This is a genomic window from Arthrobacter sp. TE12232 (assembly GCF_054062615.1).
The window spans coordinates 429,067-453,529 of sequence record NZ_JBSSFK010000001.1; the positions used below are offsets into that span (position 1 = coordinate 429,067).

Here is a 24,463-nt window from a genome sequence, read left to right on the forward strand (position 1 = left end):
TCAGACCCGCTGAGGCAGACCGGCAGCAGTGCACTGCCTATGGCCCCCGCACTGGCCGGTTCACCCGACCGGGCTTGCGGGGCACTCCACATCCCGAAGTCCCAGGAGCGCAGGTCAACCAGATTGCCGACACCAACTGTTGCCCCTGCAAACGATCGCACATAGGCTCGTCCATGTGAGTGGCGGGGACGGTATTCCGAGAAGCGGAACCGCCCAGCGACCCGTGAAGGAAATCAAGCATGGCAACAGGTACTGTCAAGTGGTTCAACTCCGAAAAGGGCTTCGGCTTCATTGCCCCTGACGACGGAAGCGCTGACGTGTTCGCACACTATTCGGCAATCGCATCCAGCGGTTACCGCTCGCTCGACGAGAACCAGAAGGTTCAGTTCGACATCACTCAGGGCCCCAAGGGCCCCCAGGCTGAGAACATCCAGCCGCTCTAACAGTCCCCGAGAGACTGGTCAGCCGATGCGGCCGGCCAGTCTCTTGCTCTGCCCGGGAGCCAGAGTAAACATCTGGCACGATGACGTTAATCCGGGCAGCAGGTCGCCGATCAAGTCGAGGACCCACCTGTCACTTCAAGAATTAGTGTGCCGGGAACGCGAGTTTTTGGCCTATTTTGATTCCACCAAATACCGGGCGTCGAATCGGGCCTTCGGCTATCCTCTCCTCCAGGCCACACCTAGCGCCCGGGAACGATGGCAGGGAGGCCGCCGGCAAGAGCGCGCTGAGCGGCCTCGGTCCGGGCTTGCAGTGTGCTGCGCTCGAAGTCGTAGACAAAGAGGGCCGCGCCTGCCCGGTCGGCGAACTCAATCGACGCCTCCGTGTGTCCGGTCCTCGCGAAGAACAGCGCCTGCTTGCCCTCGATGTGCGCCACCCCGACGACGGCCCGGATCATGGCAGGCGGGATGCCTGAGGCGTGGTGTTTGACTTCCGCCGGGGCCCGGATGCCCATCGCGTCAACCTTGCCCACCGCCCGGGTCGCCTCAACCTGGCCACGCCTTAGAACACTGCAGGACCTCGATCCCGCCTTCGAACTCAACGACTAGGGGAACACCACCGCCGGGCGCGCCAAACCCGCTCAGGAGCTGTCATGTTGCTGCACGACTTCTTGCAGTACCGGTGACTCCTGTTGACGCCTGCGGCGGGAGAAGAGTCTTCCTGAACGTTCCTTCCCGTGACCGGTTCGTCCCGCCGACGTAGAATCGTGCTGGACAAGGAGCGCCGGGCGGCGCAGCGCCACGGCCAATCCAAGGAGGACCCTATGCGCCATGCCACAACCAGCCCTGAGGCTGCCGCCGCCGCACAAACCCTGTTCCGGGTCGCCCTCGGAGGCGTGCTCATCGCTCACGGATCCCAGAAACTCTTCGGGTGGTTCGGCGGAGGAGGCATCGAAGGGACCAGCAAGGGCATGCACGCCATGGGCTTTCGCCCAGCAAAACCCAGTGCCATCCTCGCAGGCGTGGGTGAAGCAGGAGCCGGTGTTGCCCTGGCCCTGGGGCTGGCCACTCCCGCCGCCGGCGCCGCCGCTGCCACCACGATGGGCGTCGCGGCCAGCGTCCATGCCCCTAACGGCTTCTTCGCGACAGAGGGCGGCCTTGAGTACCCCGCGGTGCTGGGCTTGGCGGCAGCATCGTTCACCATCGGAGGGCCCGGACCCTTCTCCCTGGACTCGCTGACCGGCCACGTCCTGGACCGGCCCTGGATGCGGGCAGCTGCCTTAGCCGTGATACCGGCAGCCATCGGCATCCAGATCTACCGACGGCGTAAAGCCTTGGCCGACGACACGGTGGCACCGGATTCCGGATCGCCGGTGGAAGAAGGCTAAACCTATCCCGACACGCCTCAGGCGCCCATGCATTGGCCAACCAAGCCCCTAATTCAGCAGTCTCCTAGGGGGAATCTGCCATGCGGGGTCAGCGCCAGCCGAGCTGCGGCGCCACATACTTCAGGATCGACTCGATGACGTGGGCGTTGTAGTCGACACCGAGCTGGTTGGGGCCCGTGAGCAGTAGGGTATCTGCGCTGGCGATCGCCTCGTCCTCCGCCAGCTTCGCCGCCAGCTCATCCGGGGCGCCGGCGTAGGAGCGGCCAAAGACCGCGCGCGTTTTCTCGTCGATGTTGCCCACCTGGTCGGAGCTGTGGCGGTCGCGGCCGAAATATTGCCAGTCGCACTCGTCCGTCAGTGCGAAGATGCTGCGGCTGACCGAGACGCGCGGCTCCCGCTCGTGCCCCGACTCCTTCCAGGCCTGCCGGTAGAGCTCGATCTGCTCGGCCTGCTGGACGTGGAAGGGCTTGCCGCTCTCGTCATCCTTGAGCGTGGAGCTCTGCAGGTTCATGCCGAGCTTCGCCGCCCAGATAGCCGTGGCGTTCGAACCGGAACCCCACCAGATGCGCTCGCGCAGGCCCTCCGAGTACGGCTCCACGCGCAGCAGTCCCGGAGGGTTCGGGAACATCGGGCGGGGGCTCGGCGCCGCGAAGCCCTCGCCAGTGAGTACCTCGAGCAGACGTTCAGTATGCCTGCGGCCCATATCGGCGTCCGACTCGCCCTCGCCGGGGGCGAAGCCGAAGTGACGCCACCCGTCGACGACCTGCTCGGGTGAACCCCTACTGATGCCCAGCTGCGGCCGTCCGCCCGAGATCAGGTCGGCCGCGCCGGCGTCCTCCGCCATGTAGAGCGGGTTCTCGTAGCGCATGTCGATCACGCCGGTACCGATCTCAATGCCGCTTGTCCGTGCCCCGATCGCAGCGAGCAGCGGAAACGGGGAGGCGTATTGCTGCGCGAAGTGGTGGACACGGAAGTAAGCGCCATCCGCCCCCAACTCCTCGGCCGCGACCGCGAGGTCGATCCCCTCCAACAGCGCATCCGACGCGTTGCGCGTGCCGGACTCCGGGTGGTCAGTCCAATGGCCGAAGGACAGCAGCAAAAAAGAAAAAGAGCTTCTACAGCCCGAGCGCAGCGAGGTCCGAGGGCCTAACTCGGGCGCTACCTGGGTGAGGATGGAAATGAAGGCCTCCGTCACCCGCCGTTCAGGAGCACCTATGTTGTGGTGCTCTCGCGTGCAGCGATGGCTTGCTGGTGGCGGTAGAGCGTTGCGCGGCTCCAGCCGACGAGGCGGGCGGCGTCTTCGGCGGTGCGTCCCTTCGCGCGGGCGTCATGGGCGATCGCCAGTTTGTCCGCGATGACGTTCGGGTCGGACACCGGCCGGCCGAAGCGTGTGCCGTTCTGCCTCGCGGCTGCAATGCCGGCGGTGACCCGCTCTACGATCAGCTCGAGCTCATACTCGGCAAGGGTGGCGAGCATATTCAGCATCATGCGCCCGGTCCAGGTTGCCGGGTCAATGCCGTCGGCGATCGAGCGAACATGGATCCCGCGGTCGCGCAGCACGGTCACGGTCACGGTGTTGAGCACGTCGATCAGTGACCTGCCCAACCGGTCGACCCGCCACACCACGACGGTGTCGCCATCCTCGGCGTACTCGAGGAGCTTTTTCATCCCGGGACGCTCGATCGCGGTCTTGGTTCCCGGGGTCACGTCGGCGAAGACGTCGCGTTTCTGCACGCCGGCGATCGCCCGGTGGTGAAGTAGGCCAGGAACGCGTCCTTCCATCGGCGCAGGGTGCGGCCAAGGCGGGCGATCTCGGGGATCGGGCAGGTGGGGAACGTGTCTACAACGCGTTGCGCGATTCGTCGTCCGTCGGCCAGGTTCTTCTGGTGGTAGGCGGAGCGGAACAGCTGGCCGCACTGCCACGCGACGAACACTTCGTCGTGCGCGGGGTCGGCCTCGACCGCGGCGTGCAGGCGGGCGCTTTGCTTGTCGGTGAGGTTCTCTTCCCCGGCACGGAGGATGGTCTGGATCCCGTAGAGCGGGTCGCCCTTGCGTCCCCGATGCCCGAGCGTGTCCTGCTGCACCCGGCGGCGGACTTCGTCGACCGCTGCGGTGCCGAGCTTGACCACGTGGAATGCGTCGAGCACCGCGACAGCGTCCTGCAGCTTGTCGTCGATCGCGGTCTTGTAGCCAGCGAACGGGTCCAACGCGGCGATCTTGACGCCCTCCCGGAACGCGTCGCCACGCTCGTCGAGCCAGACCTTATAGACGGCCCCGGACCGGCCGGGCACGAGATCCAGCAGCCTGGCCCGCGTTCTCCCCTTCGCGTCGCGGGTGAGGTCGACCATCCCGGTCAGCTCCTTCGGGCCCCGCTTTCGCGAGTCGACGTGATGCCAGACATGCTCGTCCACCCCGAGTGTCGTGACGTTCTCGAACCGAGACTCGTCGGCGGCGAGCCGCACCAGCTCGGGTTCGATCGCACGCCACACCGTCTTCCACGACGTGCCCAGCTGCCGGGCCAGACCGTGCACGGTCGCGTGTTCGCGACGCAACTGACCGACCGCCCACGCGGTTGTGCGCTGCGTGATCGAACCCCGCGCAGCGACCATCGATGGGAGCTGCTCCACGAACGTCTTCTCGCTGCACGCATCGTCGGTGCACCGCCAGACCCGTTGCCGCCACACGATCCGCACCCGCGTCACGCTGGGCACGTCGTGCAGGACCCGTCGGCGTCGTCCGCGGCCCACGGCGATCACGCCGCACGCCGGGCATCCGGTCGGGGCGGCCGGGCTGGATACCGTCACGACTAGCACGTCCTCACGGCGGTCGACATGCTCGACATGAACACCATCGAGACCAACAAGCAGGTCACAACGGGAACACGGGGCGGTGGCAGAGCGCGCGTCAGCGCACCCCGAAGTAAGGTGAAGCACGTCGAGGTCCTCGGTCGGAATCAGGGAGTTAGCACTACTGATCCTCGGGGACCTCGACCCCTACCCGCCCAGCATCAACCCGGCGAGCCCCACACGCCACCGAATGTCCGAAGAGCCATCAATGGCCTCGTCTACATCCCGTACGCCGACGACTCTCAATGGCGGGAAGTGTGGCGCCGCGAGCTCAAGCAGGCCGGATTCGCTACAGACTGATTGAGTCGCCGACACGGCCTCGCCATGTGGCCGGCATTCGGCTCGGCGGTGATGAGCTCCTTTTCCATGTCAAGCAGCGTTGACCCAGTCGATCACGTCACCGTGCGGGTGTCGATGCCTTGATCGTGGCTGCGCGGGCGACGGGCGACCGCAGATCAGTGGTATCCGCGTCACATCGCGGCGGGTCGCGGGACTGGGACCGATTCCCCCAGGCCGGCGTAGAGGTAGCGGTCGCCGAACGCCTCGCTCAGTGTCAGGAAGGCAGGTTCACCCGTGCAGTGTCCCGGGGCGATGGTCTGCACGTGCCAATTGTCGCGAAGTGCGTGCGCGACGCGACGCACCTCGGGCTCGTCGGCGAGGACTAGATGGAGGCCGCCGACGATGCAGTAGACACGGTCGTCGATCGCGGCAGCGGCCTCCAGGATCCGCTCGATCCCCGGGTGGGAGCATCCCACCACGAGCACTAGTCCCTGCGATGTCGACAGCGCGAGGGTGATCTCGCGCAGCTCACGCGTTCCCGGCACCTCCGAGACGACGGGGATCAGCCACGCGTTGCTCCCTAATGGGGTCAATTCCTCGACCCAGCTGAATCGTGCGCCGGGCCACGGCGTGCCGTGGTGGATGACGTCGGGAGGTTCGCCGTCGTAGTACTGCATGGACCTTGGCAGCGACGGACGGCGCGGGTAAAAGTGGCCGGGCAGGCGCGAGCCGAACACGCCGTACAACTCGGCCGGGGCGTAGACAGGGACGTCGGGGTTTATGTGTAGGAGGTGACCGAGCCCGGAGGTGTGGTCGCCGTGCCGATGCGAGACCACAACAAGGTCGATCGCGCGCAGGTCAACACCGAGGGCGTCGGCGTTGGCGGCAAGCGTCGACGAGTCGTTTCCGGTGTCGAAAAGGATCCGACGCCCCTCGAACTCGACGAGTGCGGCGAATCCCCAGTCCTTGATCAGGCCGGGTCGGTTCCCGAACGCGTCGTGGAGGACCGTGATCCGGTTGGTCGTGCCGTCCCAACGCTCCATTCCCTAACCTGACCACACCACACGGCGTACGTCCAGCGGGGCGGAGGGGTGCCGTGCCCGCGGATCCATGGGACCTCGTTCGTCAGGGCTGGCTAGCGACCGGGTCCTCGGGAGCCACCGATGACCCCTACCGGATGTCCGAAGCGCCCGTAATACACGAACCTCTGATCCCCCTATGCCCGGCCCACAAAAGCCCGGTCAACGTGCCCTAAGCGCTACAGTCCAGGGCGTCTATCAACCCTAGAAGCCAGACCGCTTAGAGAAAGTATCGGTACACAGTGGCGCGGGAGACTCCGAGCATCTTGCCGATGTCAGAGGCGCTGATGCCTTTGCCCTTGAGCGCCTTGGCCCGGGCAGCGGCAGCGTCGTCTATTTTGCGGGGCCTCCCACCGTGGCGGTTGTTGGCTGCGGCCGCTACGAGCCCGGCCCTGGTGCGTTCGATCATCGTGTCGCGCGCCGAGCTGACCATGCTCTGCGGCTTCTACGACGACCTGGCCAAACAGGCCACCGCAACGTCGAACCGGATCCGCGGCCTGCTCACCCAGATCCACCTGGCACTGGAGCGTGTCCTTGGCCCGCGACTGGACCACCCGGCAGTGTTGGATCTGCTGCGGACCCGGCCGACCCCCGAAGCCTTGCGCCACGCGGGCCGGCGCCGGATCGAGACCCGGCTGACAAAGCTTGCACCCCGGATGGGTAAGCGCCTTGGCGGGGAGATCATCGAAGCCCTGGACCAGCAAACAGTCACCGTCGTGGGGACCAACGCGGCCACGATCGTGCTGCCCCAGCTGGCCCGGATGCTCGCCGACATCCGCGAGTCCCGGAGACCGTCTTCACCCAGGTCGAAGCCCTCGTGGAGGCCCACCCTGTTCACCCGGTCCTGACGTCTCTGCCGGCGGTCGGCGTCAGGACCGCAGCACGGATCCTCACCGAGATCGTCGGCAAAGACTTCGGCTCCGCAGGCCACCTGGCGTCCTACGCAGGCCTGGCACCGGTGACCTGGCGATCAGGGTCCTCCATCCGCGGTGACCACCCATCCCGGAAAGGAAACAAGATTCTCAAGCGCGCCCTGTTCCTCTCCGCATTCGCCGCCTTGAAGGATCCTCTGTCGAGGGCCTACTACGACCGGAAACGAACCGAGGGCAAACGCCACAACCAGGCCCTCATCGCACTCGCCCGCCGCCGATGCGACACCCTCTACGTCATGCTCAGAGACGGCACCTTCTGCGAACCACGACAACCCTCAGCCGCTTGACGAAAACCATAGAGGCACCCCCCGCCGTCACGGTGTTCGCCAGCAAAGCTGTCCTCCGCACCATCACCATCCAGCTGTACTAGGCCGCGGAACCTGTTCTGCCCGGCAGACCGGCATCGACCGGGAAGGTCATGAACGCCGGCGTCTCATACGGATGGGATTTTCCTGCCTGAACCAGATCGCCTACGCGCTTTCCATTCCCGTCGTGGAGGACGTCGACCCGGACGCGGAGACCGAGCTGACGTTTGCCGAATTCAACGAGGCCGTGGATATGCTCCGGTCGGTCGGGTACCCGGTGGAACATTCGGCGGAACAGGCGTGGCCGCACTTCCGGGGGTGGAGGCTTAACTATGAGGCAGTTGCCTACCGACTGGCCTACTTCATCGACGCACCCCCGGCACTTTGGAGTGGAACCCGGAGGCTGGTGACGGCCCAGATTCCGCCCAAGCGGCCAGCCAACCGGGTGGCATCGGAAGCCCAACCCGAGGACCCCCAGCTCGACATCCGCGGCCCCGAATAGACACGCCCATGCCCATAGCGCCGGAGTGCTGGGGCAGAGGACCAAGTTTCCATCCGACAACTGTTATCTTCATCCGAGATACCTTCAGAGGCTGGTGCAGGCCGGGTCACTGCGATGCTATCGACCTGTGAACGGAGTCAGGACTGGGCCCTCATGGCGTACAGAAGCAATGGATGTCACCGAGGCGAGGGAACAGCCCGTGTATCACCACATTTTCTTCAGCGTTTCCTGTGTGACGACAAGTTGCCGGTCATTCCCTTTTAGGCGGCGTCCTCGTGCCGGCCGTGGCCGTCGATGGGGCCGGGTAGGTTGCCGACGCGGCTGGCTACCACCAGCTTGGCGCGGGTAGCCCATGGCTTCCGGGGTGGCCGCCATGCCAGTGTCGCGGCGGAAGTCACCCGAGCCAAAGGCAAGGCGGACGGCAACCTGGGCCTTCGCGTCGTTGGCTTCCTCAATGCCAGTGGCGGCTCGACGAGGAGGATGACCGGGGGTCGTGCCGTCGATCCGGTCACAGTTCTCCGTGGCCTGGTGGCCGATTCGGTCGTTGCCAGCATGACGCCCCATAGACCCGGGGGTACCGCGGAGCCCGGTGAGGGCGTCGACCCAGAAAGGGCTGGTGGCGTCGAGGATAGGTCTGTCTAACTCCGATGCGGCGGATTATTCTGCGGTTGCTGCCGTTTCTTCCTGTGCTGTCCCAACTTTCAAAGCCCGCCCGGCGTTCATCCCTGCCCGAAGGAACAATTCCCGTAATGCGGTCTCCACTCCCAGGGCAGTCGCGGCGATATCTTCCAGAGCCTGGTGGATGCACGTCACGGCGGCGGCATCGGCCGGGGCCGTGCTCGCGCCGGAGTGGGCTGCCCGCAACGACGCATACCGGGCGACCTTTCTTTTCAGGTCCCTGGCGAGATCCTCGATCTCTGCCAGCAGCTGGTCCCGCCAAACGCCAGAATCCTGCACGCTGCTTCTAAGACCAGTGGCAGATGGCGGCCGGTTCAGACCCGGTCTTTGCCGTCTTCCCAGGAACCCGGCCAGCTCGGCGGCGAGCTCCTCGAGACCCAGGGCCGACGTCGACGGCGGCCACGCCCGGCCGGCATCAGGTTGCTGGCCCCGCTGCTCCGCATCCGGTTGACTGTGTCCGAGGCGCGGAACATCTGTGATGGGCCCGGACCGCTGGTACGGATGGGTGGACGCTTGACCGATCGTGGGGTTGCCTCGCATCACGGGCCTCCTGGAAAGTGCTCTGACAGGATGGCGCCACCAGGATCCGGGGCAACACACCTATTCTGTCTGGCAGCGAATCAGGACGGTAGGCGCCAAAGAACGGGGCCATGGCGCTCACAGGCCGCGGAAGAATGGACAACAAGTGCCATCCGGTCCAGTTCAGGCGGCCACAATCGGGAGGCACATTGACTGACAGCACAGGTTCAATGGCGGAGGGACTGGATGCCGTCCTGTGCGCCGGATTCCTTGGGTCGTTGAAGATCAAGGTACTTGCCGGTCGTCGTTCCGCATCGCGCCCGTCACCCGCCGGTCCGGCACCTCCATCCGCGGCGAATTCCCTGCCCGCTCCGGCAACAAACAACTCAAAAATGCGCTCTTCAGATCCTCCTGGATAGCCTCCTGCCACGACCCGCTCTCCAATGCCTACTACGACGGGAAACGCGCCTAAGGAAAGAAACACAACGCCGCCATCATCTGCCTCGCCCGCCGGCGCTGCGACGTCATCCACGCGATGCTCAAAAACGGCACCCTCTACCAAGAAAAGGCACTCCAGGCCGCTTGACCAAAAGCATAGGGACACCCCCGGACGCACGCTGACCGCGGAGCACCAGCAGGGCGACTAAGTGAACGGCCCCCAGCGCCCGCGGCGGTTGGTGCACACGATTGTGAAGAGCGCCCACTGACGGTCTGGCTGAGTCCCTGGCACGGTCCGGTGGTCTGCTCATGGGTCGGATTTGGGAGTAGATTGTTCACATCCGCTGAGGGTCCCGCGTATCAGCGAAACGAGCACGTGGACAAGGATCCGGATGGCCCGTCCGTACCGCATTGACACTCACCAGCACATCGTTCCGCCTGGGTATGCGCGCTGGATGCATCAAAAGGGTATCCGCCCCGGTGGCATTGGCCTGCCGTCGTGGTCCGAGCGCTCAGCGTTAAAGTTCATGGACAGGCACGACGTGCAGACCGCCATCTTGTCCCTGTCCACGCCCGGCGTGTACTTCGGGGACGCTGCGGAGGCACGGCGGCGGGCCCGGGAGATCAATGAATACAGTGCAGAGGTGGTCGCGGCCCGGCCTGAGCGGTTCGGGTTCTTCGCGACGCTCACGCTGCCGGACGTACAAGGCGCCCTGGCGGAGGCCCAGTACGCCCTGGACACCCTGCGCGCGGACGGGATCGTGTTGCTGGCCAACAACGCCGGGCGCTATCTGGGCGATCCTGGCTTTGAGCCTCTGCTGGAGTTCCTGCACCACCGCCGGGCCGTAGTGTTCATCCACCCCGCTGAACTGCCGGCCCCGGCGGTGCCGGGCATACCCGCCTTTGCCGCAGATTTCATGCTCGACACCACCCGCACTGCTATCAGCCTGATCCTGTCCGGTGCGATGGAAAAGTTCTCGGGAATCAAGTTCATCCTCGCCCACGCGGGCGGCTTCGTGCCTTACATCGCCCACAGGATCCTGCTGACGATGCTCAACGATAAGGACCTGGCCCTCAGCGCGCTGGCCGCGCTGGGAGATAAGAAGCAGTCCGTCTTGCGGCGATTTTATTACGACGTGGCCCTGTCCGCCAGCCCGGCGGCGCTGCCCAGCCTGCTCGAGGTAGCTGACCCGGGCCGCATCACGTACGGAACTGACTTCCCGTTCGCACCCTCTGCGGCGATCGATTTCCTGAATATGGAATATGAGAATTATCCGTTGGATCCCTCCCTGCGCGCGGCGATAGACCGCGGCAATTCCGAGGCGCTGTTTCCCCGGCTGAGGCCTGATCAGGATTAATTCATATTGTGCGCGTTGCGCTCCCTGGCCAGGGGTTCCAGTGGAGATGTTCCTGCCTCTATGGCTCGCCGCCGCATTTCGCAGCGAGGACCCTCGAATGGATCGACGTCAAATAGGGCACTGCCTACGTCGGGAGCGGTCCACACGAGGCATATGTAGGCGTTGTAACGCCCGAGGGCCGGTCGCCCTACCTGCGCTGATATGCCGACAAGGAGTGGAACAACCATCTGCTCTCGTTGACCCACTTTTAGAGTCCGGCAGCCGATCGTTCGGCCAAGGCTCAGAAAATCTGCTTCACATACCCTCGGCGATCATGCTGTAGAGGGCAAGCAACAAGCCCGACGCCGCATATTGCCGCTCCCGTAGGATCGGCACGACAAGGTCCACCTACGAAAGGAACACATGATCTTCCCAGGCGGCAGCATCGATCAGTACGCGGTTCCGGCGAGGGATTTGAACGAATCCTTCATCGGGGCCCACTTCGGCCTCACCAAGGGTGCCGAGGTCATCTACGGAAAGATCGGTGCGATCCGGATCTTCGAGACGCACGTTCTGTTGACGCTGGCCGGCGTCACCACCGATGACCTTCGCTTGGATGCGAACCAGGAAGTCATCTTCTCCCACGGACAGCACCGGAACCAGTTAGCGCGACGAGCGCCCATGACCGAATCCACCGATGCTGAGGTCGCGCGCAAACTCAGCACAATTCCAGTTCGTGTGTCTCGCCAAATGACCCCCGTCGAGTATCAGTTTCGCGTGAGCGAGATTCTCAGGCTTTCAGACATTGATGCAGTGGCCGACGAAACGGGCGGCGTGTATTACGGAGGCGAGGGCGTTGAGCTGGAAGATCAGCCTTTACTTGCGGCCATTCGCGTACTCATTGGGAGGCGATTCGGCATCCCGGATGCTCTCATGTAAACGAGCCAGGCCGGAGTCCCGCATACGGGTCCCTCGGATCCAGTATCGCGTTTCTGAAGCTGTGGGACGGTTGACTTTCGGGAGGATCTGTTCGTTCGTCTTGGGCCAGACGAAGGGGTGGCATCGGTCGTTCCAGCCGGTGATGAATGTCGGATCTTGGCATTGAGGTCAACTCAACCTGAAGGCCCTCGTAGTCCCACTGCCAAGGAACAGGGACACTCTTTGCGGGCACTCCCCCATCGCGCGGCAGACAACGAAACAAGGTCAATGACGCTACCCGATCCGACTCGTACTCATCAGCGACACTGTTGGTCGGCGCGAGGAAGACACCGTGCAGGGAGCCGCCCGTGCCGGCAGATACAGTCGGTAAACACGACCGAGCGGAAATGGGGAACCGCGTTTGAATGGTCATAAGTCCTTACTCTCGTTGCAGGCGAAGTCCGATTCCGCAAGCTCTAGTAACAGTCACTCTCGCCTCCAGACTCTGTAGGTTTGAAATTCCGTGGGCACGATACCGCTGCATCGGCCGGTGGACGAGGGCGTCGCGCCCGGCGGTAGCGCTCACATTGTGCGCCGCCCTGCGGCATCCCCGACATCGTGGGGCCTGTCCTCGGCTCTCTTCCTTTAAGGGTTCCCGCGATGCATTTGGTAGTGTTTGGCAGCTCTGAATATTTGCGAACTACTAAGACTCCCTTCTCGAATGGGGCACTCCCCATGCCAGGATCCGGATTTCAGGCGCGGAACACTAGCTGCCGACCGCGGTGTTCCACCCTTCCTCGGAAACGGGGATCCACCAGTCACGGGCATCGCCCTCACCGATGTATTGGGGCCAGCGGAAGTCCGTGGGCGCACTGAATCCGGCGGGCAGGAGCGGTGCCAGGGATCCGCGCCGGATCTTCTCGGATTCGAATTCGGTTTTCGCCGCGGCAAGGATATCCGGTTGGGTCACCAGGTCCAGCACCATGCCTGCGATCATCTTGCCGGTGGCCGTGATGGTGGGGTCGATGGTTTCGGGGATGCCGCCCATGGCCGTCATGGCCCAGCCGGGGTACGCGGTGCCCTTTCCATCCGGGGCCAGCGTGGGCCGGGCCGTGTAGAAGCGGATGGTGGGTGCGTACCAGGTCATCTCCACGTAGTCGTCGCTGGTCCAGTTCTGCTGGGTTGCCGGGATGTGGCGCCGCAGCTCCGCCTCGGCGTCCTGCGGGTTGATGAGCTTGGCGGTTGCCGGGTGGAAAGGATCTTCCATGGGTTCCACCCCGCACGAGGCCTGGATTTCGCGCCCGATTTCACGCGCCCGTTCGTCCAGGACGGGTGCCCCAACGGCGGCGATGTTCTCCCACGCCACCTGCGCCACGGTGTGGTTGGCAATGCCGGGCCGGTTCCGTGCCACCCAGCGCGAGCTGACCGTGCAGTGCGAGGCGGCGGCGGCGAGTTCGGCGTTGCGGTCCAGCACGGCCAGCACCGAGTCAGCTTCTGCCAGGCTCGGGCAGCGCCAGGAGTATTGGATCTGGGCCAGGCCTGCCGGCTGGTTGTCGGCCGTGGCCTGTCCGGCGGTGAGAATCGCCTCGGACAGCGACCAGCCGCCGGCCTGCGGCAGCATGGAATCCTGGGTGGTCTTGGTCAGCGAGAACATCGTGAAGAGTGCTGCGTCGGCGCCCGGAGCCCGGGCAGCGGAGTGCGAGGACGGGATGGGGCTGTCACCGTAGGTGTTGTTCCAGCCCTCGGGGTTGTCGCACGTGAAGGTGTAGATCTTGCTGTAGTACGAGCCGCAGTGGGTGTCCCAGCGCGCGGTATTGCACAGGGGCATCATGTAGAACGGGTGGTAGGAAATGATGGCGTCGAGGTTGTCGTAATAGCCGCGCAGGCCGTGGACCACCTTGGATCCCTGAACCTTCTCGGCCGGCTCTCCCGTGTACACCAGGGTGCCCGGAATGCTGTGGCGTTTCATGGCGTCCTTCGCCGCGAGGAAACCGGCCAGGGTTGAGATACCCAAGGCGGAATGGGGATCCGTGTGGCCTGGCGCGAACCGGGACATCCCCGTGCGGGGCTCACGCTTGGTGGACGCCGCCTGGCAGTTGCCCGGGATCGCGTCGTATTCGGCGTAGCCAAGAATCCGGGCGCCCGGACCTGCCGGGCTGGTCCATTCGGCGTAGAAGGCCGTGGGCATGCCGCCGCTGCCTTCCTCCACCGTGAAGCCGTGCTCGCGCAGGGTCTTCACGTACCAGGCGCAGGACTCGTACTCCCGCCAGGCAGGCTCGGCAAGCTCCCAGATGTTCGTGTGCCAAGCGGAGAGCTGTTCCTTCTGCTCCTCAACCCACTCCCACGCGGTGGACTTCGGCCCGGCATTCTTGATGTCGTTCATTGCGTTCCTTCCTCAATGTTCAAAGATTCCTGCGTCTGCTTCAGCGGACCAGCAGTTTCCGGTTCACGAATTCGTCCATGCCAAGCGGCCCCAGTTCGCGGCCGACGCCGCTGTTCTTGACCCCTCCAAAGGGCAGCGCAGCCGAGGAGGGCGCCAGCCGGTTCACGCTGACCATCCCGACGTCCAGCCGCTCGGCCATACGGGCGGCCCGCTCGGGATCCTGCGTGAAGACCGCGGCTCCCAGCCCGTACGGTGAATCGTTGGCAAGGCGAACGGCGTCGTCCTCGTCTTCGGCCCGGTAGACAACGGCCACCGGGCCGAAGAGCTCCTCGCGGTGGGCGCGCGTGCCCGGGCGGATGTCTGTCAGGAGTGCCGGCGTCACGAAGGCCGTCCCGCTCAGCCTGCCGCCCCTGTGTAGTTTGGCCCCGGAGGCGACTGCGGCATTAATCTGGGCGATCAGGTTCCGGGCCGCTGTTGTGGAGGACATGGGGGCCAGAGTGGTGCCGGGGTCCAAAGGATCCCCCGGAACGAAATCCGCAAGTTTCGTGCGCAGCCCGGCGACGAAGTCCTCGTACAGGGGAGCGGCCACAATGAAACGCTTGGGCGAGGTGCAGGCCTGACCGGCGTTTTCCATCCGCGCCGCGGCGGCAAGGTCAACCACGGAGTCTAGGTCCTCGCTGTCCATCACAATGAAGGCGTCCGAGCCGCCCAGCTCCAGGACGTGCTTCTTGAGTCCGGCCCCGGCCAGGGCGCCCACTGCAGCGCCGGCCCGTTCGCTACCGGTGAGCGAGACCCCTTGGATGCGGGGATCGGACACCATTACGGCTGTCTGTTCCCCGCCGGCCAGTACGGTGCGGTACGCACCTGCGGGCAGGCCGGCGTCGAGCAGCAGCTCTTCTAGCGCGAGGGCCGAACGCGGGCAGGCCGGCGCCGGTTTGATCAGCAGCGTATTGCCGAGCATGAGGTTCGGCGCCGCGAAGCGGGCGATCTGATAGTACGGGTAGTTCCACGGCATGATGCCAAGGATCGGCCCCAGGGGTCGTCGCTGCAGTACCGCGTCGGCAAAGTCCAGCGTCTCGTCCGCCAGAAATCCCGGCCCGTGCCCGGCGTAGTAAGCGAAGATCTCGGCGCAGAACTCCACTTCGGCGGCGGCTTCGCGCAGCAGCTTGCCCATTTCCTCGGTGGCAAGCCGGGCAAGCGTCTCCTTCCTTTCAAGCAGCAGCCCGGCCGCCCTCCCCAGCACCGCAGCCCGCTGTTCCGCCGTCGTCTGGCCCCAGCCGGCAAAGGCGCGGCGCGCCGATTCGACGGCGTCATCAACCTCCGCTGCTGCGGCCTCCGCGTACTCCGCAAGGACCTCTCCCGTGGCCGGATTGAGCACGCGGAACGCGGTGCCGGCCGTGGCTGTGGCGCTCACTGGATGCTCATGTGGATGAGGCTGGGGCCCTTCACGGCAAGTGCCTTGGTGACGGTCTCTGCCAGGTCGTCGAGGGACTCGACATTAAAGGCCGTGAGGCCGAAGCCTTCGGCCAGGCGGATCCAGTTCGGCTGCGTCAGGTTCACGCCGACAGGAGGCAGATCGCGGTCCTCCATGTTCTGGCGGATTTCGCCGTAGCCGCCGTTGTTGATGCAGATGATGGGCAGGTCCACGCGTTGTTCGACGGCGGTGATGAATTCCTGGACGGCGAACATGAGTGCACCGTCGCCGATCAGGCCGACCACGGGGCGGTCCGGTGCGGCCACCTTGGCGCCGATCGCGGCTGGGAGCCCGTAGCCCAGTGTGGCGTAGGCCGGCGTGTACAGGAGCTGGTGCGGCTGCTGCATGGGGAAGAAGGATGTGGTGCCGAAGTAGGTGATCTGCGAGGAATCGCCGGCGATGACGGTATCCGGGGGCAGTGCGCCGGCGAGGATCTCGTTGATCCTGGCCAGCACGGGCGCCATGGAGCGGGCTTCGGCCTGCAACTCGGCGCGCAGGGGGGCCAGGTCCGGCGTCGCTGCCGGCTCGTGACCGGCGAGTGCCGTGAGCAGCTGGGGCACTACGGCGGCCGAGTTGCCCAGGAGTTCCAGCTCGGGGCTGAGGTTGCAGTGCAGCTGGACGGGGTCGATGTCGATCCGGATGCAGCGACCCTGCGGGAGGATCTTTCCGCCCCACATTTCTGACTCGCCGAGCTTGCTGCCGACGATCAGCAACGCATCGGAGGCGTTGCAGAGGTCCTGGGCCGCGGTGAGCCGGATCTCCGAGCCGAGGGACAGCGGGTGTACTTCCGGGATGGCGGCTTTGCCGTTGATGGTGGTGATCACCGGGGCCTGCAGGAGCTCTGCGAGCTGGAGCAGGGCGGCGCCGGTTCCCAGGGATCCGCCGCCGGCCAGAATTACGGGGTTGGACGCGTTCCGGAGTATTTCCGCTGCGGCCGCGACGGCGTCGTCGGGAGCTTTCTGCGGGGCGCCGAGCGGCCGTGCCTCCAGGACGGCGGGCGGGACGTCTGAGGCGGACTCCAGCAGGTCCAGCGGGATCTCGATGTGGACAGGGCGCGGTCGCCCGTGGGCGAAGGACGCGAAGGCCTCGTGGATCAGTTCCACGGCCTCGGTGCCGTTGGAAACGCGGGTGCTGCGCCCGATCAGTGCCCGGACGGCGCCGGTGGGGTCCTTGGTTTCGTGCAGGAGTCCGATGTCTGAGAATTCGCTGCCGCGCGGTGCGCCCGGGGACAGGATGATCATGGGCCGGGATTCGCAGTACGAGGTGGCGGCGGCTGACATGGCGTTCAGTAGTCCCGGTCCGGATGTGGTGATCACGACGCCGGGAAGCCCCTTGAGCTGGCTCCAGCCGTCGGAGCCGTATCCGGCTCCCTGCTCGTGGCGGGTGGTGACCGGGCGGATGCCGAGCGGTTTGAGGTGCCGGTAGAACTCGAGGTTGTGCGTGCCGGGGATACCGAAGATTGCGTCGATCCCGTAGTTCCGCAGGGTGGTCATGACGGCGAGGCCGACGTTGTTGGTGGGGATGGTGCTGGTCACGGCTGGGTCCTTTGATTGTGCGGGCGGGCGGCTAGCGCTTGTAGACTCGGGTACCGTCCACCCAGGTCTCCACGACGTCGATGCTGCTGATTCGGTCTGCAGGCGCCGCCAGCGGGTCCTCGGCGAGGATCACGAAGTCAGCGAGCTTTTGCGGTTCCAGGGAACCCAGGTCCTTTTCACGTCCCATGGCCCGTGCGCCGTTGATGGTGTGGGCCCGGAGCGCGGCGGGGGCGTCGATCTTCAGTCCGTCCGAGCCGAGCTGCACGCCGGAGCGGGTCTTGCGGGTCACGGCGGTCTGGATGGCCTCGAGGGGGCGGGGGTCGGCTACGGGGGCGTCTGAGCTCATGGTGACGGGAAGTGCCGCGGCGACGAATTCGCCCAAGGGGTTGAAGCGCTCCCCCGGGCTGCCGATCGCGTCGAGGACACCCGGGCCCCAGTTGAAGTAGTGCTGGGGCTGGTTGACCGGCAGGATGCCGAGGCGGGCCATTTCGGTGATCTGTTCGGGTGTGGGCAGGCCGCAGTGCTCGATCCGGTGGCGATGGTCTGTCCGTGGCGCGGCGGCAGTGGCTTCCTTCACGGCATCGATCACGAGCTGGATGGCCGTGGGCGACTGTGCGTGGGTGGCCGTCTGCAGCCCGGCGCTGTGGGCCCTGACCACCAGTGAACGGTATTCCGCGGGCTCGTGGTAGAGCGAACCGGTGCGGCACGGGTCGTCACGGTAGCCCTCCGGGAAGTACGCCGTCCAGCCGCCCAGGGTTCCGTCCGCGTAGAGCTTGATGCCGGCGAAGGACAGGAGCGAATCGCCGAAGCGGTCCACGAGGCCCAGCTGCAGGACTTCATCCAGGAGGCTGGAAAGGAAGTAGGCGTTGATGCGGGTCACCAGTTCCCCGCGCTCCACCAGGTCCAGGTAGGCAGCGAATTCGCGCTTGGTGACCTGGGCGTCGCCGATCATGGTGACGCCGTGGCTGAGGAACTCGCGTTGGGCGTGGAGGAGCTGACCGCGGTGCTGTTCCCTGCTGTCCGCGAGGTGGAAATTGGGGCCATGGTGGCCGAGCTTCACTCCGTCCTCGCCGGTGAGAATGTCGCAGGCGGCGTCGGAGAGCTCACCGGTCAGGTTTCCCTCTGAGTCGCGGAAGAACGTGCCGCCCGGCGGGTTGGGGGTGGCGGAGTCAATCCCGGATTTGTCCAGGACAAACGAGTTCACGACGCCGCCATGGCCGCTGGCGTTCATGACGTAGACCTCGCGGGTGGTGGAGACCGTGTCCAGTTCCTGCCGGCTCGGGTGGCGCTGCTCGGCCAGGTTGCGGTGCTCATACCCGTAGCCCCGGATCGGGCCGTCGCCGGGATTCTCCGCCGCGGCCCGTGCCAGGCGTTCGAGCATGGTGGGGATGTCCGGCGCGGCAACAGGCCCGCAGTCCACCCAGGACAGCAGCTGCCCGTACATCAGCGGGTGGGCATGCGGGTCCACGAACCCCGGAACCAGGGTCCGGCCCTGGAGGTCCACAACCTCCGGGACCGAGGTGCTCAGTTCGCGGGCCGCAGTGCGGCATTCCTCGGGCGTCCCGACGGCGGCGATGCGGTTGCCGATCACCAGCATCGCCTCTGCGACGGAATCCTCGGCGTCGACCGTACGGATGGGGCCGCCAAAGAACAGGGTTGCCGGCGGTGCGGCGGCGGACGTTTCATGGGATGTCGGCAATGACATGGGAGTGACCTTTACGTGTAGGAGTAGTGCGGTGCCGCGGCGAGCCAGCCGGCCCTTAGCCGGCGGGTTCCAGTTCGAACAGCGGGGTGTCCGGGGCACCGGTGCGGGCACGGGTGATGACGTTCTGGGCCTGGATCCTGATGTACTCGGCCAGGGTATGGTCCGAGAGGAAACCGATGTGCGGTGTTACGAGGATCCGGGGGTGACCCATGAGCGGGTGGTCGGCCGGTGCAGGCTCGACGTCGAGCACGTCCAGGGCCGCCGCACGGATGTGTCCTGAGTCGACGGCTGCGCGGAGGGCACTGTTGTCGATCAATTGACCCCGGCTCACGTTCACCAAATAGCTGCCCGGCCGCATGGCCGCGAGGCTTTCTGTGTTGATGAGGTGCCGGGTTTCCTCCGTGAGCGGCATGTGCAGGGACACGACGGCGGACTCCGCCAGCACTTCGTCCAGACTTGTCCGGCGGATGCCTGCCTTGGCCAGCATGTCCCGGGTGGCCGGGGTGTCCGGGAGGTAGGGGTCGTAGCCGATGACTTCGCCGAAGACGCCGGAAGCCAGCTCCCCGAAACGGCTGCCGATCCTGCCGAGGCCGATCAGTCCGAGCCGCTCCTGGCTGAGCCGGAACACCGTGGTTTCCGGCCGTCCGTTCCAGTCGCCTTCGGCCACCCGGCCCTGGAAAAACGGGATCTCGCGGGTGACCGCCAGGGCAAGGGCCAGCGCATGGGAGGCGACTTCCTCGGTGGCGACGCCGGGAAGGTTGCTGACCCAGATGCCGCGCTCCTTGGCGGCGTCCAGGTCGATGTTGTCGAAGCCCATGGAAACCAGGGCGATGATCTTCAAACCCGGGATGGCGTCCATAACCTCCGCCGTCACGGGGGCGTAGCCGACCAGCAGGGCTTCGGCGTCCCTGGCCTGTTCCATGATGGCGGAAGGGTCCTGGCTGCCGAGATACCGGACGTCGTAGCCGTTCGCCTCCAACAGGGCGACGCCGGCGGAATAGTCGATGTCTTCCATGTCCGTGTAGACGGCCACGGGCCGGACGGGCAGCCGCGCGTCGGTGAAGATGGCGTTAGTGGACATGGCTGAGGAACTTTCTGGTGCGCTGGTGCTGGGGGTTGTCGAAGAATTCGTCCGGCGAGGCCTGCTCCACGATCACGCCGCTGTCGAACAAGGTGACCTGGTCCGCGACCCGGCGGGCGAAACGGACCTCATGGGTGACCACGATCATGGTCATGCCATCGTTGGCCAGGCCTTCCATGACGTCGAGGACCTCGCCCACCAGCTCCGGGTCCAGGGCCGACGTCGGCTCGTCAAAGAGCAGCACGGACGGGTTCATGACCAGGGCGCGGGCGATGGCCACGCGCTGTTGCTGGCCGCCCGAGAGCTCCGAGGGGTAGTGCCCGGCGCGGTGGGACAAACCCACCCGTTCGAGCATGGCCATGGCGCGTTCCTCAGCCTCTTTGTGGGGGACGCTCTGGACCGAGGTCAGTCCGAGCATCACGTTCCGGCAGGCGCTGAGGTGGGGAAAGAGGTTGAATTTCTGGAACACCATGCCGATGTCCCGCCGTTCCTTGGCGAGCTCCCGCTCTGGCAGCGGAACGGTGGTGGCGCCGCGCTCCCGGACGCCGAGGCGGCGGCCGCGAAGAAGGATCTCACCGTCGTTGGCCGGTTCCAGCAGTGCCATGAGGCGCAACATTGTGGACTTTCCCGAGCCCGAGGGGCCGAGGACGGCCTTCACCTGGCCCTGGTGGATGTCGAATTCAACGCCGCGGAGAACGTGCTGGTCCTGGTAGCTCTTGTGCAGGTTTCGCACTTGCAGCACGGGGTCTGCAGGTGTCCACACCGGGGCCTCCGTAGGCTGTGGCATCTGGGTCATGCGTGAACTCCTTGGCCGATCGGTTCCAGCGTGGATGGCTTCTTGGATTTTGAGCGCGAGGTCCATAGGAATTTCTTCTCAACGTAGTTCTGGAGCAATGTCAGCAGGCTCACGATGATCAGGTAGTAGATGATGGCGGCCGCGTAGTACTCGGCGTAGCGGAAGGTGATGTTGACCCCTACCTGAGCGGTGGTCAGCAGTTCCTGCAGGGAGATGACGGAGGCCAGGGAGGAGAATTTCACCAGGCCGATGAACTCGTTGCCCGTCGGCGGAAGCGCGATGCGGATGGCCTGCGGCAACACGACCTTGAGCATGACCTTCGCCGGCGACATCCCCAGGGCACGACCGGCCAGGTTCTGTCCTTCGTCGACGCTCAGCAGCGCGGAGCGGATGATTTCCGCCATGAAGGCGGCTTCCACGATACCCAGACCGATGAACGCGGCAATGAACGGGGTGAACCATTCCTGGCGCAACACAGGGAACAGCTGCGGCAACGCGTTCCAGATGATGAGCAGGACAAGCAGCGCCGGGATGGCGCGGAAGAACCATGTGTACAACCCCGCCGCACCCTGAGCGATGCGGCTAGTCGAGGTACGACCCAGTGCCACGGCAAACCCGACGGCGGTGGCCAGGACCAGCGCCAGCACGGCAACGGCCACCGACAGGAAGGCACCGTAGAGGTAGCTCGGGTTCACGAGCTGTTGGACGAAGATACCGACATCGAATTCCATCGGACTCTCCTTTCGGGTGGGGCCGGGACCACGGCACCGTGGTCCCGGCGCGATAACTAGTGAACGTCGACGATGGCCGGGTCGAGCTTGTTGTCCTTCGCGATCTGGGCCAGCGTGCCGTCCTTGTGGAGGGCTTTCAGGGCCTCGGCGAGAACCGGGGAGATCGGATCGTTCTTGCGGGTGAAGACCCCGAACGTGGTGTCCGTTTCAAAAACATCCGGCGCGACGGCCAGCTTGCCCTCGTTTTGGGCCGCCATATAGGAAGCGGCGACATTGGTCTCGATGAGGGCATCTGATTTGCCGTTCATGACGGCGAGCACGGTTTCCGCCGTCTTCGGGTATTCGGTGAGCTTCGGCTCGTCCTTGCCGGCTGCCTTGCATTCCTCTTTCAGCTTGCCGATCCGTGCCGCGTTGGATGATGCGGTCTGCGCAGCGACGCTACGGCCACAGAGGTCCAGCGGCTGTTTGAACTGCCCTGCCAGGGCCGGCCCGGCAAGAATCGATGGTCCGGCGTTCATGACCGGAGCGGCGTCGGCCACTGCCAGACGGGCCTCGCTCATGTACAGGCCACCGAAAATGGCGTCGCAGCGGCGGGACTGGAGCCCCGGCATCAGCCCGTCAAAAGTGGTTACCGCGAACTTGGCCTCAAGCCCCCAGTGCTTGGCAAGCGCCCTGGCCGCGTCGGCGTCGAATCCGACGATGTTGCCGCTTGAACCGTTTGCGTAGTACTCCAAAGGCGCGTACTCGGGGTCGATGCAGAGCGTGAGCTTGCCACTCGTCGCCAGCCCCTTCGGGGCCTCGGCAGCAGCCGGGGCCTTCCCTTCGGAACTCGTGGACGCGGCAGCGGAACAGCCACTCAATAGCAGGGCCAGGGCGGCCGCAGCCATGGCGGCCTTCGTGAACTTAGGCATGTGCAGATCTCCAATGAACATCTGATTCGCGAACGGGCGCGAAAAGCGGGCGGAGCCGATGTGGCGGTGGTCACGATACTAACCAAGTTCCATCCAATTGCAAACGAATCCGTCGTCAAATTGCTTCAAAACACGGTATTTGCATGATTATGACCGGAAGATCAGTCAAATCCACTGCCTAGAGGGACTTTCGTGGGACAATTGATTCGACGCAAGACTACCTGCGCCAAGCTGCCCCGGGTGCGCCGCAACCGCGCCCATCAACAAGAGGCGTTTATTGTGAAGACCATGCATGATCTGGACAATCGGCTGATCCGACTACTGCAGGCCGACGGCCGCGCGTCATTCAGCGACCTGTCCAAGCAGCTGGGCGTGACCCGCTCAGTGGCGACAGCCAAGGTCAACGAACTCATATCCTCGGGCGAGCTGCGCATCGTCGCCGCCGTCCACCCGCGACTACTCGGACTGACCGCTGTCGCGCACGTCTCTATCCAACTCCACGGCTCCGCCCAGCCGGCCCTGGACAAGTTGAGCCAGATGGACGGCGCCGTCTTCGCTTCGCTGACCACCGGCAAGTACGGCATCATCGCCGAGCTGCGCCTGCCGACCGTGGAACGGCTCTACGAGGACGTGGAGACCATCCGCCTCTCCGAAGGCGTCGCCGCCGTGGACGTCCTCATGTACAAAGAGGTCGTCCGCAGCCTCTTCCTCGGTAAGGAGCCGCCGGATCCGGGGCTGGAACTGGACGATGCGGACTTGCTGATCCTGGGCGAGCTTCAGCTCGATGGCCGGCTGGGCTTCGAGGCGCTCGGGGAACGCATCGGACTCTCCGCCAGTGCCGCAAGGAACCGGGTCATGCGCCTCCTGGACGCGCGCGTGATGCAGATCGGGCCAATCCGCAGCCGCTCAGGTTCCTCGCGTGCTATGGCCTTTGGATTTGGCATCTCGACGTCTTCTGGGACCCAGGAAGCCATCGATTTCTTCTCCGCCACCCCCGGCGTGGAATTCATTGCCAGCTGCTTCGGACGGCATGACCTGGTGGCTACCGTTGGCGTGAGCTCTCTGGACGAAATGTATGAAATCTTGGACCACGTGCGCGCCATGGTCTCCGTGGCCAGCGTCGAGTCCTGGCTGCACCTGAGGATTGTCCAGGAGCGATACGCCAAGCCCCTGGACAAGATGCTGGAAACACGAACCCAAGCCGAAAGCGGGGCCGCTTGATTCTAGACGGTCGCGGGTGTGTGCTCGATGACGAGTGTGCTCCGCTGGCTTCCTGCTGCTACCAGGCGGGCGTTGCGTTCGTCGTTGCCGGTTGCGCGCCATTCGGCGATAGCGGCGTCCTTGTTGAACCTCAGGTGCCGGGCGGTGAGCCGGCGCACCCGTTCGTCCTGTTCGAGCTCGACGAACCAGGTTTCATCCAAGAGGGCTGCGACCTCGTTCCAGGGGGCCTCGTCAAAAAGCAGGTAGTTGCCCTCGGTGATGATCAGGCGTGTTTCCGGCGGGACGGGGATGGCCCCGGCGATCGCGTCGTTGACTTCGCGGCGGAACACCGGTGCGAAGATTTCCCGCGAGGTCTCCGAGCGCAACTGACGGAGCAACGCGACGTACCCGACACCGTCGAAGGTGTCCGGAGCGCCCTTGCGGTGCTCCAGCCCGCGGGACTCGAGCAGCGACTGCGCCAGGTGATATCCGTCCATGGGGACCAGGGCTACCTGCCGGGGATGGTTGGTGAGCAGGTGCTCCAGCAGCCATTCGGAGATCGTGGATTTTCCGGCACCAGGCGGCCCGGCTATTCCGAGCAGGCTCCGTCTTCGCCACTGGAGCAGCGCTTCAGCCCGGGCGAGGAGCTGCTGCCGGCCGGATTCGTCCCAGCGCAGGTGTAGAGGGGTGTTCATCGCCTCTTCTTTCCGGCTCGTGCCTGAACCGGGGCAGGAAGGTCACCGGTGTTCTACGGGATCACGTTACATCGGCGTGGACGATGTCCACACAACCGTTGACGGACCAACGCCCGCCCACCTCTCTCCGGCCAACAAGAGGAGCGAATCGAGGACCAGAAAAATCTCCCAGAAACTCCCCGCAGGTCATGTCATCACCACAACTCCGGGAGATGAACAGGTACAAGGCCAACCACGCCCGACCTATACAGCAAGAAAGGACGCGCGAGTGGCCCCAAGCCACAGCAAGTC

General features: G+C 65.2%; 22 protein-coding genes and 4 pseudogenes. 9 read left to right on the forward strand and 17 right to left on the reverse strand.

Annotated elements, in window-relative coordinates:
• Nucleotides 1-239 precede the first annotated feature (239 nt).
• The gene (locus ACVWZ7_RS01910) at nt 240-443 is read left to right on the forward strand and encodes a cold-shock protein (protein ID WP_055802320.1); all 204 of its coding nucleotides are present in this window, start codon (nt 240-242) and stop codon (nt 441-443) included.
• A 239-nt stretch (nt 444-682) separates the two neighbouring features.
• Here ACVWZ7_RS01910 and ACVWZ7_RS01915 read toward each other — a convergent pair whose 3' ends face one another.
• Nucleotides 683-973 carry a restriction endonuclease gene (locus ACVWZ7_RS01915; RefSeq protein WP_456506772.1) on the reverse strand — a complete coding sequence of 97 codons (291 nt, stop codon included), beginning with the start codon at nt 971-973 and terminating at the stop codon, nt 683-685.
• A 291-nt stretch (nt 974-1,264) separates the two neighbouring features.
• Here ACVWZ7_RS01915 and ACVWZ7_RS01920 point away from each other — a divergent pair, with 291 nt between their 5' ends.
• Complete coding sequence (locus ACVWZ7_RS01920) at nt 1,265-1,828, forward strand: DoxX family protein (RefSeq protein WP_456506773.1); 564 nt, start codon at nt 1,265-1,267, stop codon at nt 1,826-1,828.
• 88 nt (nt 1,829-1,916) lie between these two features.
• On the opposite strand, the gene ACVWZ7_RS01925 is transcribed toward ACVWZ7_RS01920, so the two are convergent.
• The 5 genes and pseudogenes from ACVWZ7_RS01925 to ACVWZ7_RS01945 all read right to left on the reverse strand — a co-directional run bounded on the left by ACVWZ7_RS01925 (nt 1,917) and on the right by ACVWZ7_RS01945 (nt 6,465).
• Nucleotides 1,917-2,921 (reverse strand): LLM class flavin-dependent oxidoreductase, encoded by a 1,005-nt coding sequence (locus ACVWZ7_RS01925; RefSeq protein ID WP_456509050.1) that lies wholly within the window; start codon nt 2,919-2,921, stop codon nt 1,917-1,919.
• A 119-nt stretch (nt 2,922-3,040) separates the two neighbouring features.
• A pseudogene (locus tag ACVWZ7_RS01930) lies at nt 3,041-3,568 on the reverse strand (recombinase family protein); the annotation flags it as partial.
• Nucleotides 3,532-4,761 carry an ISL3 family transposase gene (locus tag ACVWZ7_RS01935; protein ID WP_456506774.1) on the reverse strand — a complete coding sequence of 410 codons (1,230 nt, stop codon included), beginning with the start codon at nt 4,759-4,761 and terminating at the stop codon, nt 3,532-3,534. The pseudogene ACVWZ7_RS01930 and the gene ACVWZ7_RS01935, both read right to left, overlap by 37 nt.
• Before the next feature lie 383 nt (nt 4,762-5,144).
• Nucleotides 5,145-5,996: an MBL fold metallo-hydrolase gene (locus ACVWZ7_RS01940; RefSeq protein WP_091254656.1), complete on the reverse strand. Its 852-nt coding sequence runs from the start codon at nt 5,994-5,996 to the stop codon at nt 5,145-5,147.
• A gap of 256 nt (nt 5,997-6,252) precedes the next feature.
• On the reverse strand, nt 6,253-6,465 hold the full coding sequence (locus tag ACVWZ7_RS01945; RefSeq protein WP_456506775.1) for a helix-turn-helix domain-containing protein: 213 nt from the start codon (nt 6,463-6,465) through the stop codon (nt 6,253-6,255).
• On the opposite strand from ACVWZ7_RS01945, the pseudogene ACVWZ7_RS01950 reads away from it, so the two are divergent.
• Both ACVWZ7_RS01950 and ACVWZ7_RS01955 read left to right on the forward strand, forming a co-directional pair.
• Nucleotides 6,404-7,251, forward strand: a pseudogene (locus ACVWZ7_RS01950) (IS110 family RNA-guided transposase); the annotation flags it as partial. The gene ACVWZ7_RS01945 and the pseudogene ACVWZ7_RS01950 overlap by 62 nt on opposite strands.
• 154 nt (nt 7,252-7,405) lie before the next feature.
• The gene (locus tag ACVWZ7_RS01955) at nt 7,406-7,771 is read left to right on the forward strand and encodes a hypothetical protein (RefSeq protein ID WP_456506776.1); all 366 of its coding nucleotides are present in this window, start codon (nt 7,406-7,408) and stop codon (nt 7,769-7,771) included.
• A 253-nt stretch (nt 7,772-8,024) separates the two neighbouring features.
• Here the strand turns inward: ACVWZ7_RS01955 and ACVWZ7_RS01960 are convergent.
• Together ACVWZ7_RS01960 and ACVWZ7_RS01965 are read right to left on the reverse strand one after the other, a co-directional pair.
• A pseudogene (locus ACVWZ7_RS01960) lies at nt 8,025-8,401 on the reverse strand (CoA ester lyase); the annotation flags it as partial.
• Between the two features lie 27 nt (nt 8,402-8,428).
• Nucleotides 8,429-8,728 (reverse strand): hypothetical protein, encoded by a 300-nt coding sequence (locus tag ACVWZ7_RS01965; RefSeq protein WP_456506777.1) that lies wholly within the window; start codon nt 8,726-8,728, stop codon nt 8,429-8,431.
• A gap of 553 nt (nt 8,729-9,281) precedes the next feature.
• Between ACVWZ7_RS01965 and ACVWZ7_RS01970 the strand changes: the two are divergent.
• From ACVWZ7_RS01970 to ACVWZ7_RS01980, 3 genes and pseudogenes are all read left to right on the forward strand, one after another.
• A pseudogene (locus ACVWZ7_RS01970) lies at nt 9,282-9,554 on the forward strand (transposase); the annotation flags it as partial.
• A 244-nt stretch (nt 9,555-9,798) separates the two neighbouring features.
• Entirely contained in the window at nt 9,799-10,764 is a 966-nt protein-coding gene (locus ACVWZ7_RS01975; protein ID WP_456506778.1) for an amidohydrolase family protein, read from the forward strand.
• Nucleotides 10,765-11,166: 402 nt separating this feature from the next.
• Nucleotides 11,167-11,682 carry a hypothetical protein gene (locus ACVWZ7_RS01980; RefSeq protein WP_456506779.1) on the forward strand — a complete coding sequence of 172 codons (516 nt, stop codon included), beginning with the start codon at nt 11,167-11,169 and terminating at the stop codon, nt 11,680-11,682.
• A 745-nt stretch (nt 11,683-12,427) separates the two neighbouring features.
• On the opposite strand, the gene ACVWZ7_RS01985 is transcribed toward ACVWZ7_RS01980, so the two are convergent.
• The 8 genes from ACVWZ7_RS01985 to ACVWZ7_RS02020 are packed head-to-tail and all read right to left on the reverse strand — an operon-like array spanning nt 12,428 to nt 22,277.
• On the reverse strand, nt 12,428-14,044 hold the full coding sequence (locus ACVWZ7_RS01985) for an amidohydrolase (RefSeq protein WP_456506780.1): 1,617 nt from the start codon (nt 14,042-14,044) through the stop codon (nt 12,428-12,430).
• Between the two features lie 40 nt (nt 14,045-14,084).
• A complete protein-coding gene (locus ACVWZ7_RS01990; protein WP_456506781.1) occupies nt 14,085-15,458 on the reverse strand; it encodes an aldehyde dehydrogenase family protein in 1,374 nt (457 codons plus the stop codon).
• A complete protein-coding gene (locus tag ACVWZ7_RS01995) occupies nt 15,455-17,053 on the reverse strand; it encodes a thiamine pyrophosphate-binding protein (protein WP_456506782.1) in 1,599 nt (532 codons plus the stop codon). The genes ACVWZ7_RS01990 and ACVWZ7_RS01995 overlap by 4 nt, the downstream gene beginning before the upstream one ends.
• A 31-nt stretch (nt 17,054-17,084) precedes the next feature.
• Nucleotides 17,085-18,758 (reverse strand): amidohydrolase, encoded by a 1,674-nt coding sequence (locus ACVWZ7_RS02000; RefSeq protein ID WP_456506783.1) that lies wholly within the window; start codon nt 18,756-18,758, stop codon nt 17,085-17,087.
• 55 nt (nt 18,759-18,813) lie between these two features.
• Complete coding sequence (locus ACVWZ7_RS02005; protein ID WP_456506784.1) at nt 18,814-19,839, reverse strand: C-terminal binding protein; 1,026 nt, start codon at nt 19,837-19,839, stop codon at nt 18,814-18,816.
• On the reverse strand, nt 19,829-20,635 hold the full coding sequence (locus tag ACVWZ7_RS02010) for an amino acid ABC transporter ATP-binding protein (RefSeq protein WP_456506785.1): 807 nt from the start codon (nt 20,633-20,635) through the stop codon (nt 19,829-19,831). Before ACVWZ7_RS02010 ends, ACVWZ7_RS02005 begins: the two co-directional genes overlap by 11 nt.
• Nucleotides 20,632-21,366 (reverse strand): amino acid ABC transporter permease, encoded by a 735-nt coding sequence (locus tag ACVWZ7_RS02015; RefSeq protein WP_456506786.1) that lies wholly within the window; start codon nt 21,364-21,366, stop codon nt 20,632-20,634. The genes ACVWZ7_RS02010 and ACVWZ7_RS02015 overlap by 4 nt, the downstream gene beginning before the upstream one ends.
• A 56-nt stretch (nt 21,367-21,422) precedes the next feature.
• Nucleotides 21,423-22,277: a transporter substrate-binding domain-containing protein gene (locus ACVWZ7_RS02020; RefSeq protein WP_456506787.1), complete on the reverse strand. Its 855-nt coding sequence runs from the start codon at nt 22,275-22,277 to the stop codon at nt 21,423-21,425.
• Here ACVWZ7_RS02020 and ACVWZ7_RS02025 point away from each other — a divergent pair, their 5' ends adjacent.
• Nucleotides 22,278-22,424 carry a hypothetical protein gene (locus ACVWZ7_RS02025; protein ID WP_456506788.1) on the forward strand — a complete coding sequence of 49 codons (147 nt, stop codon included), beginning with the start codon at nt 22,278-22,280 and terminating at the stop codon, nt 22,422-22,424. It begins immediately after the preceding gene.
• A 141-nt stretch (nt 22,425-22,565) separates the two neighbouring features.
• The gene (locus ACVWZ7_RS02030; RefSeq protein ID WP_456509051.1) at nt 22,566-23,498 is read left to right on the forward strand and encodes an Lrp/AsnC family transcriptional regulator; all 933 of its coding nucleotides are present in this window, start codon (nt 22,566-22,568) and stop codon (nt 23,496-23,498) included.
• Between the two features lie 2 nt (nt 23,499-23,500).
• Here ACVWZ7_RS02030 and ACVWZ7_RS02035 read toward each other — a convergent pair whose 3' ends face one another.
• Nucleotides 23,501-24,172: a nucleoside/nucleotide kinase family protein gene (locus ACVWZ7_RS02035; protein WP_456506789.1), complete on the reverse strand. Its 672-nt coding sequence runs from the start codon at nt 24,170-24,172 to the stop codon at nt 23,501-23,503.
• Nucleotides 24,173-24,463: the final 291 nt, after the last annotated feature.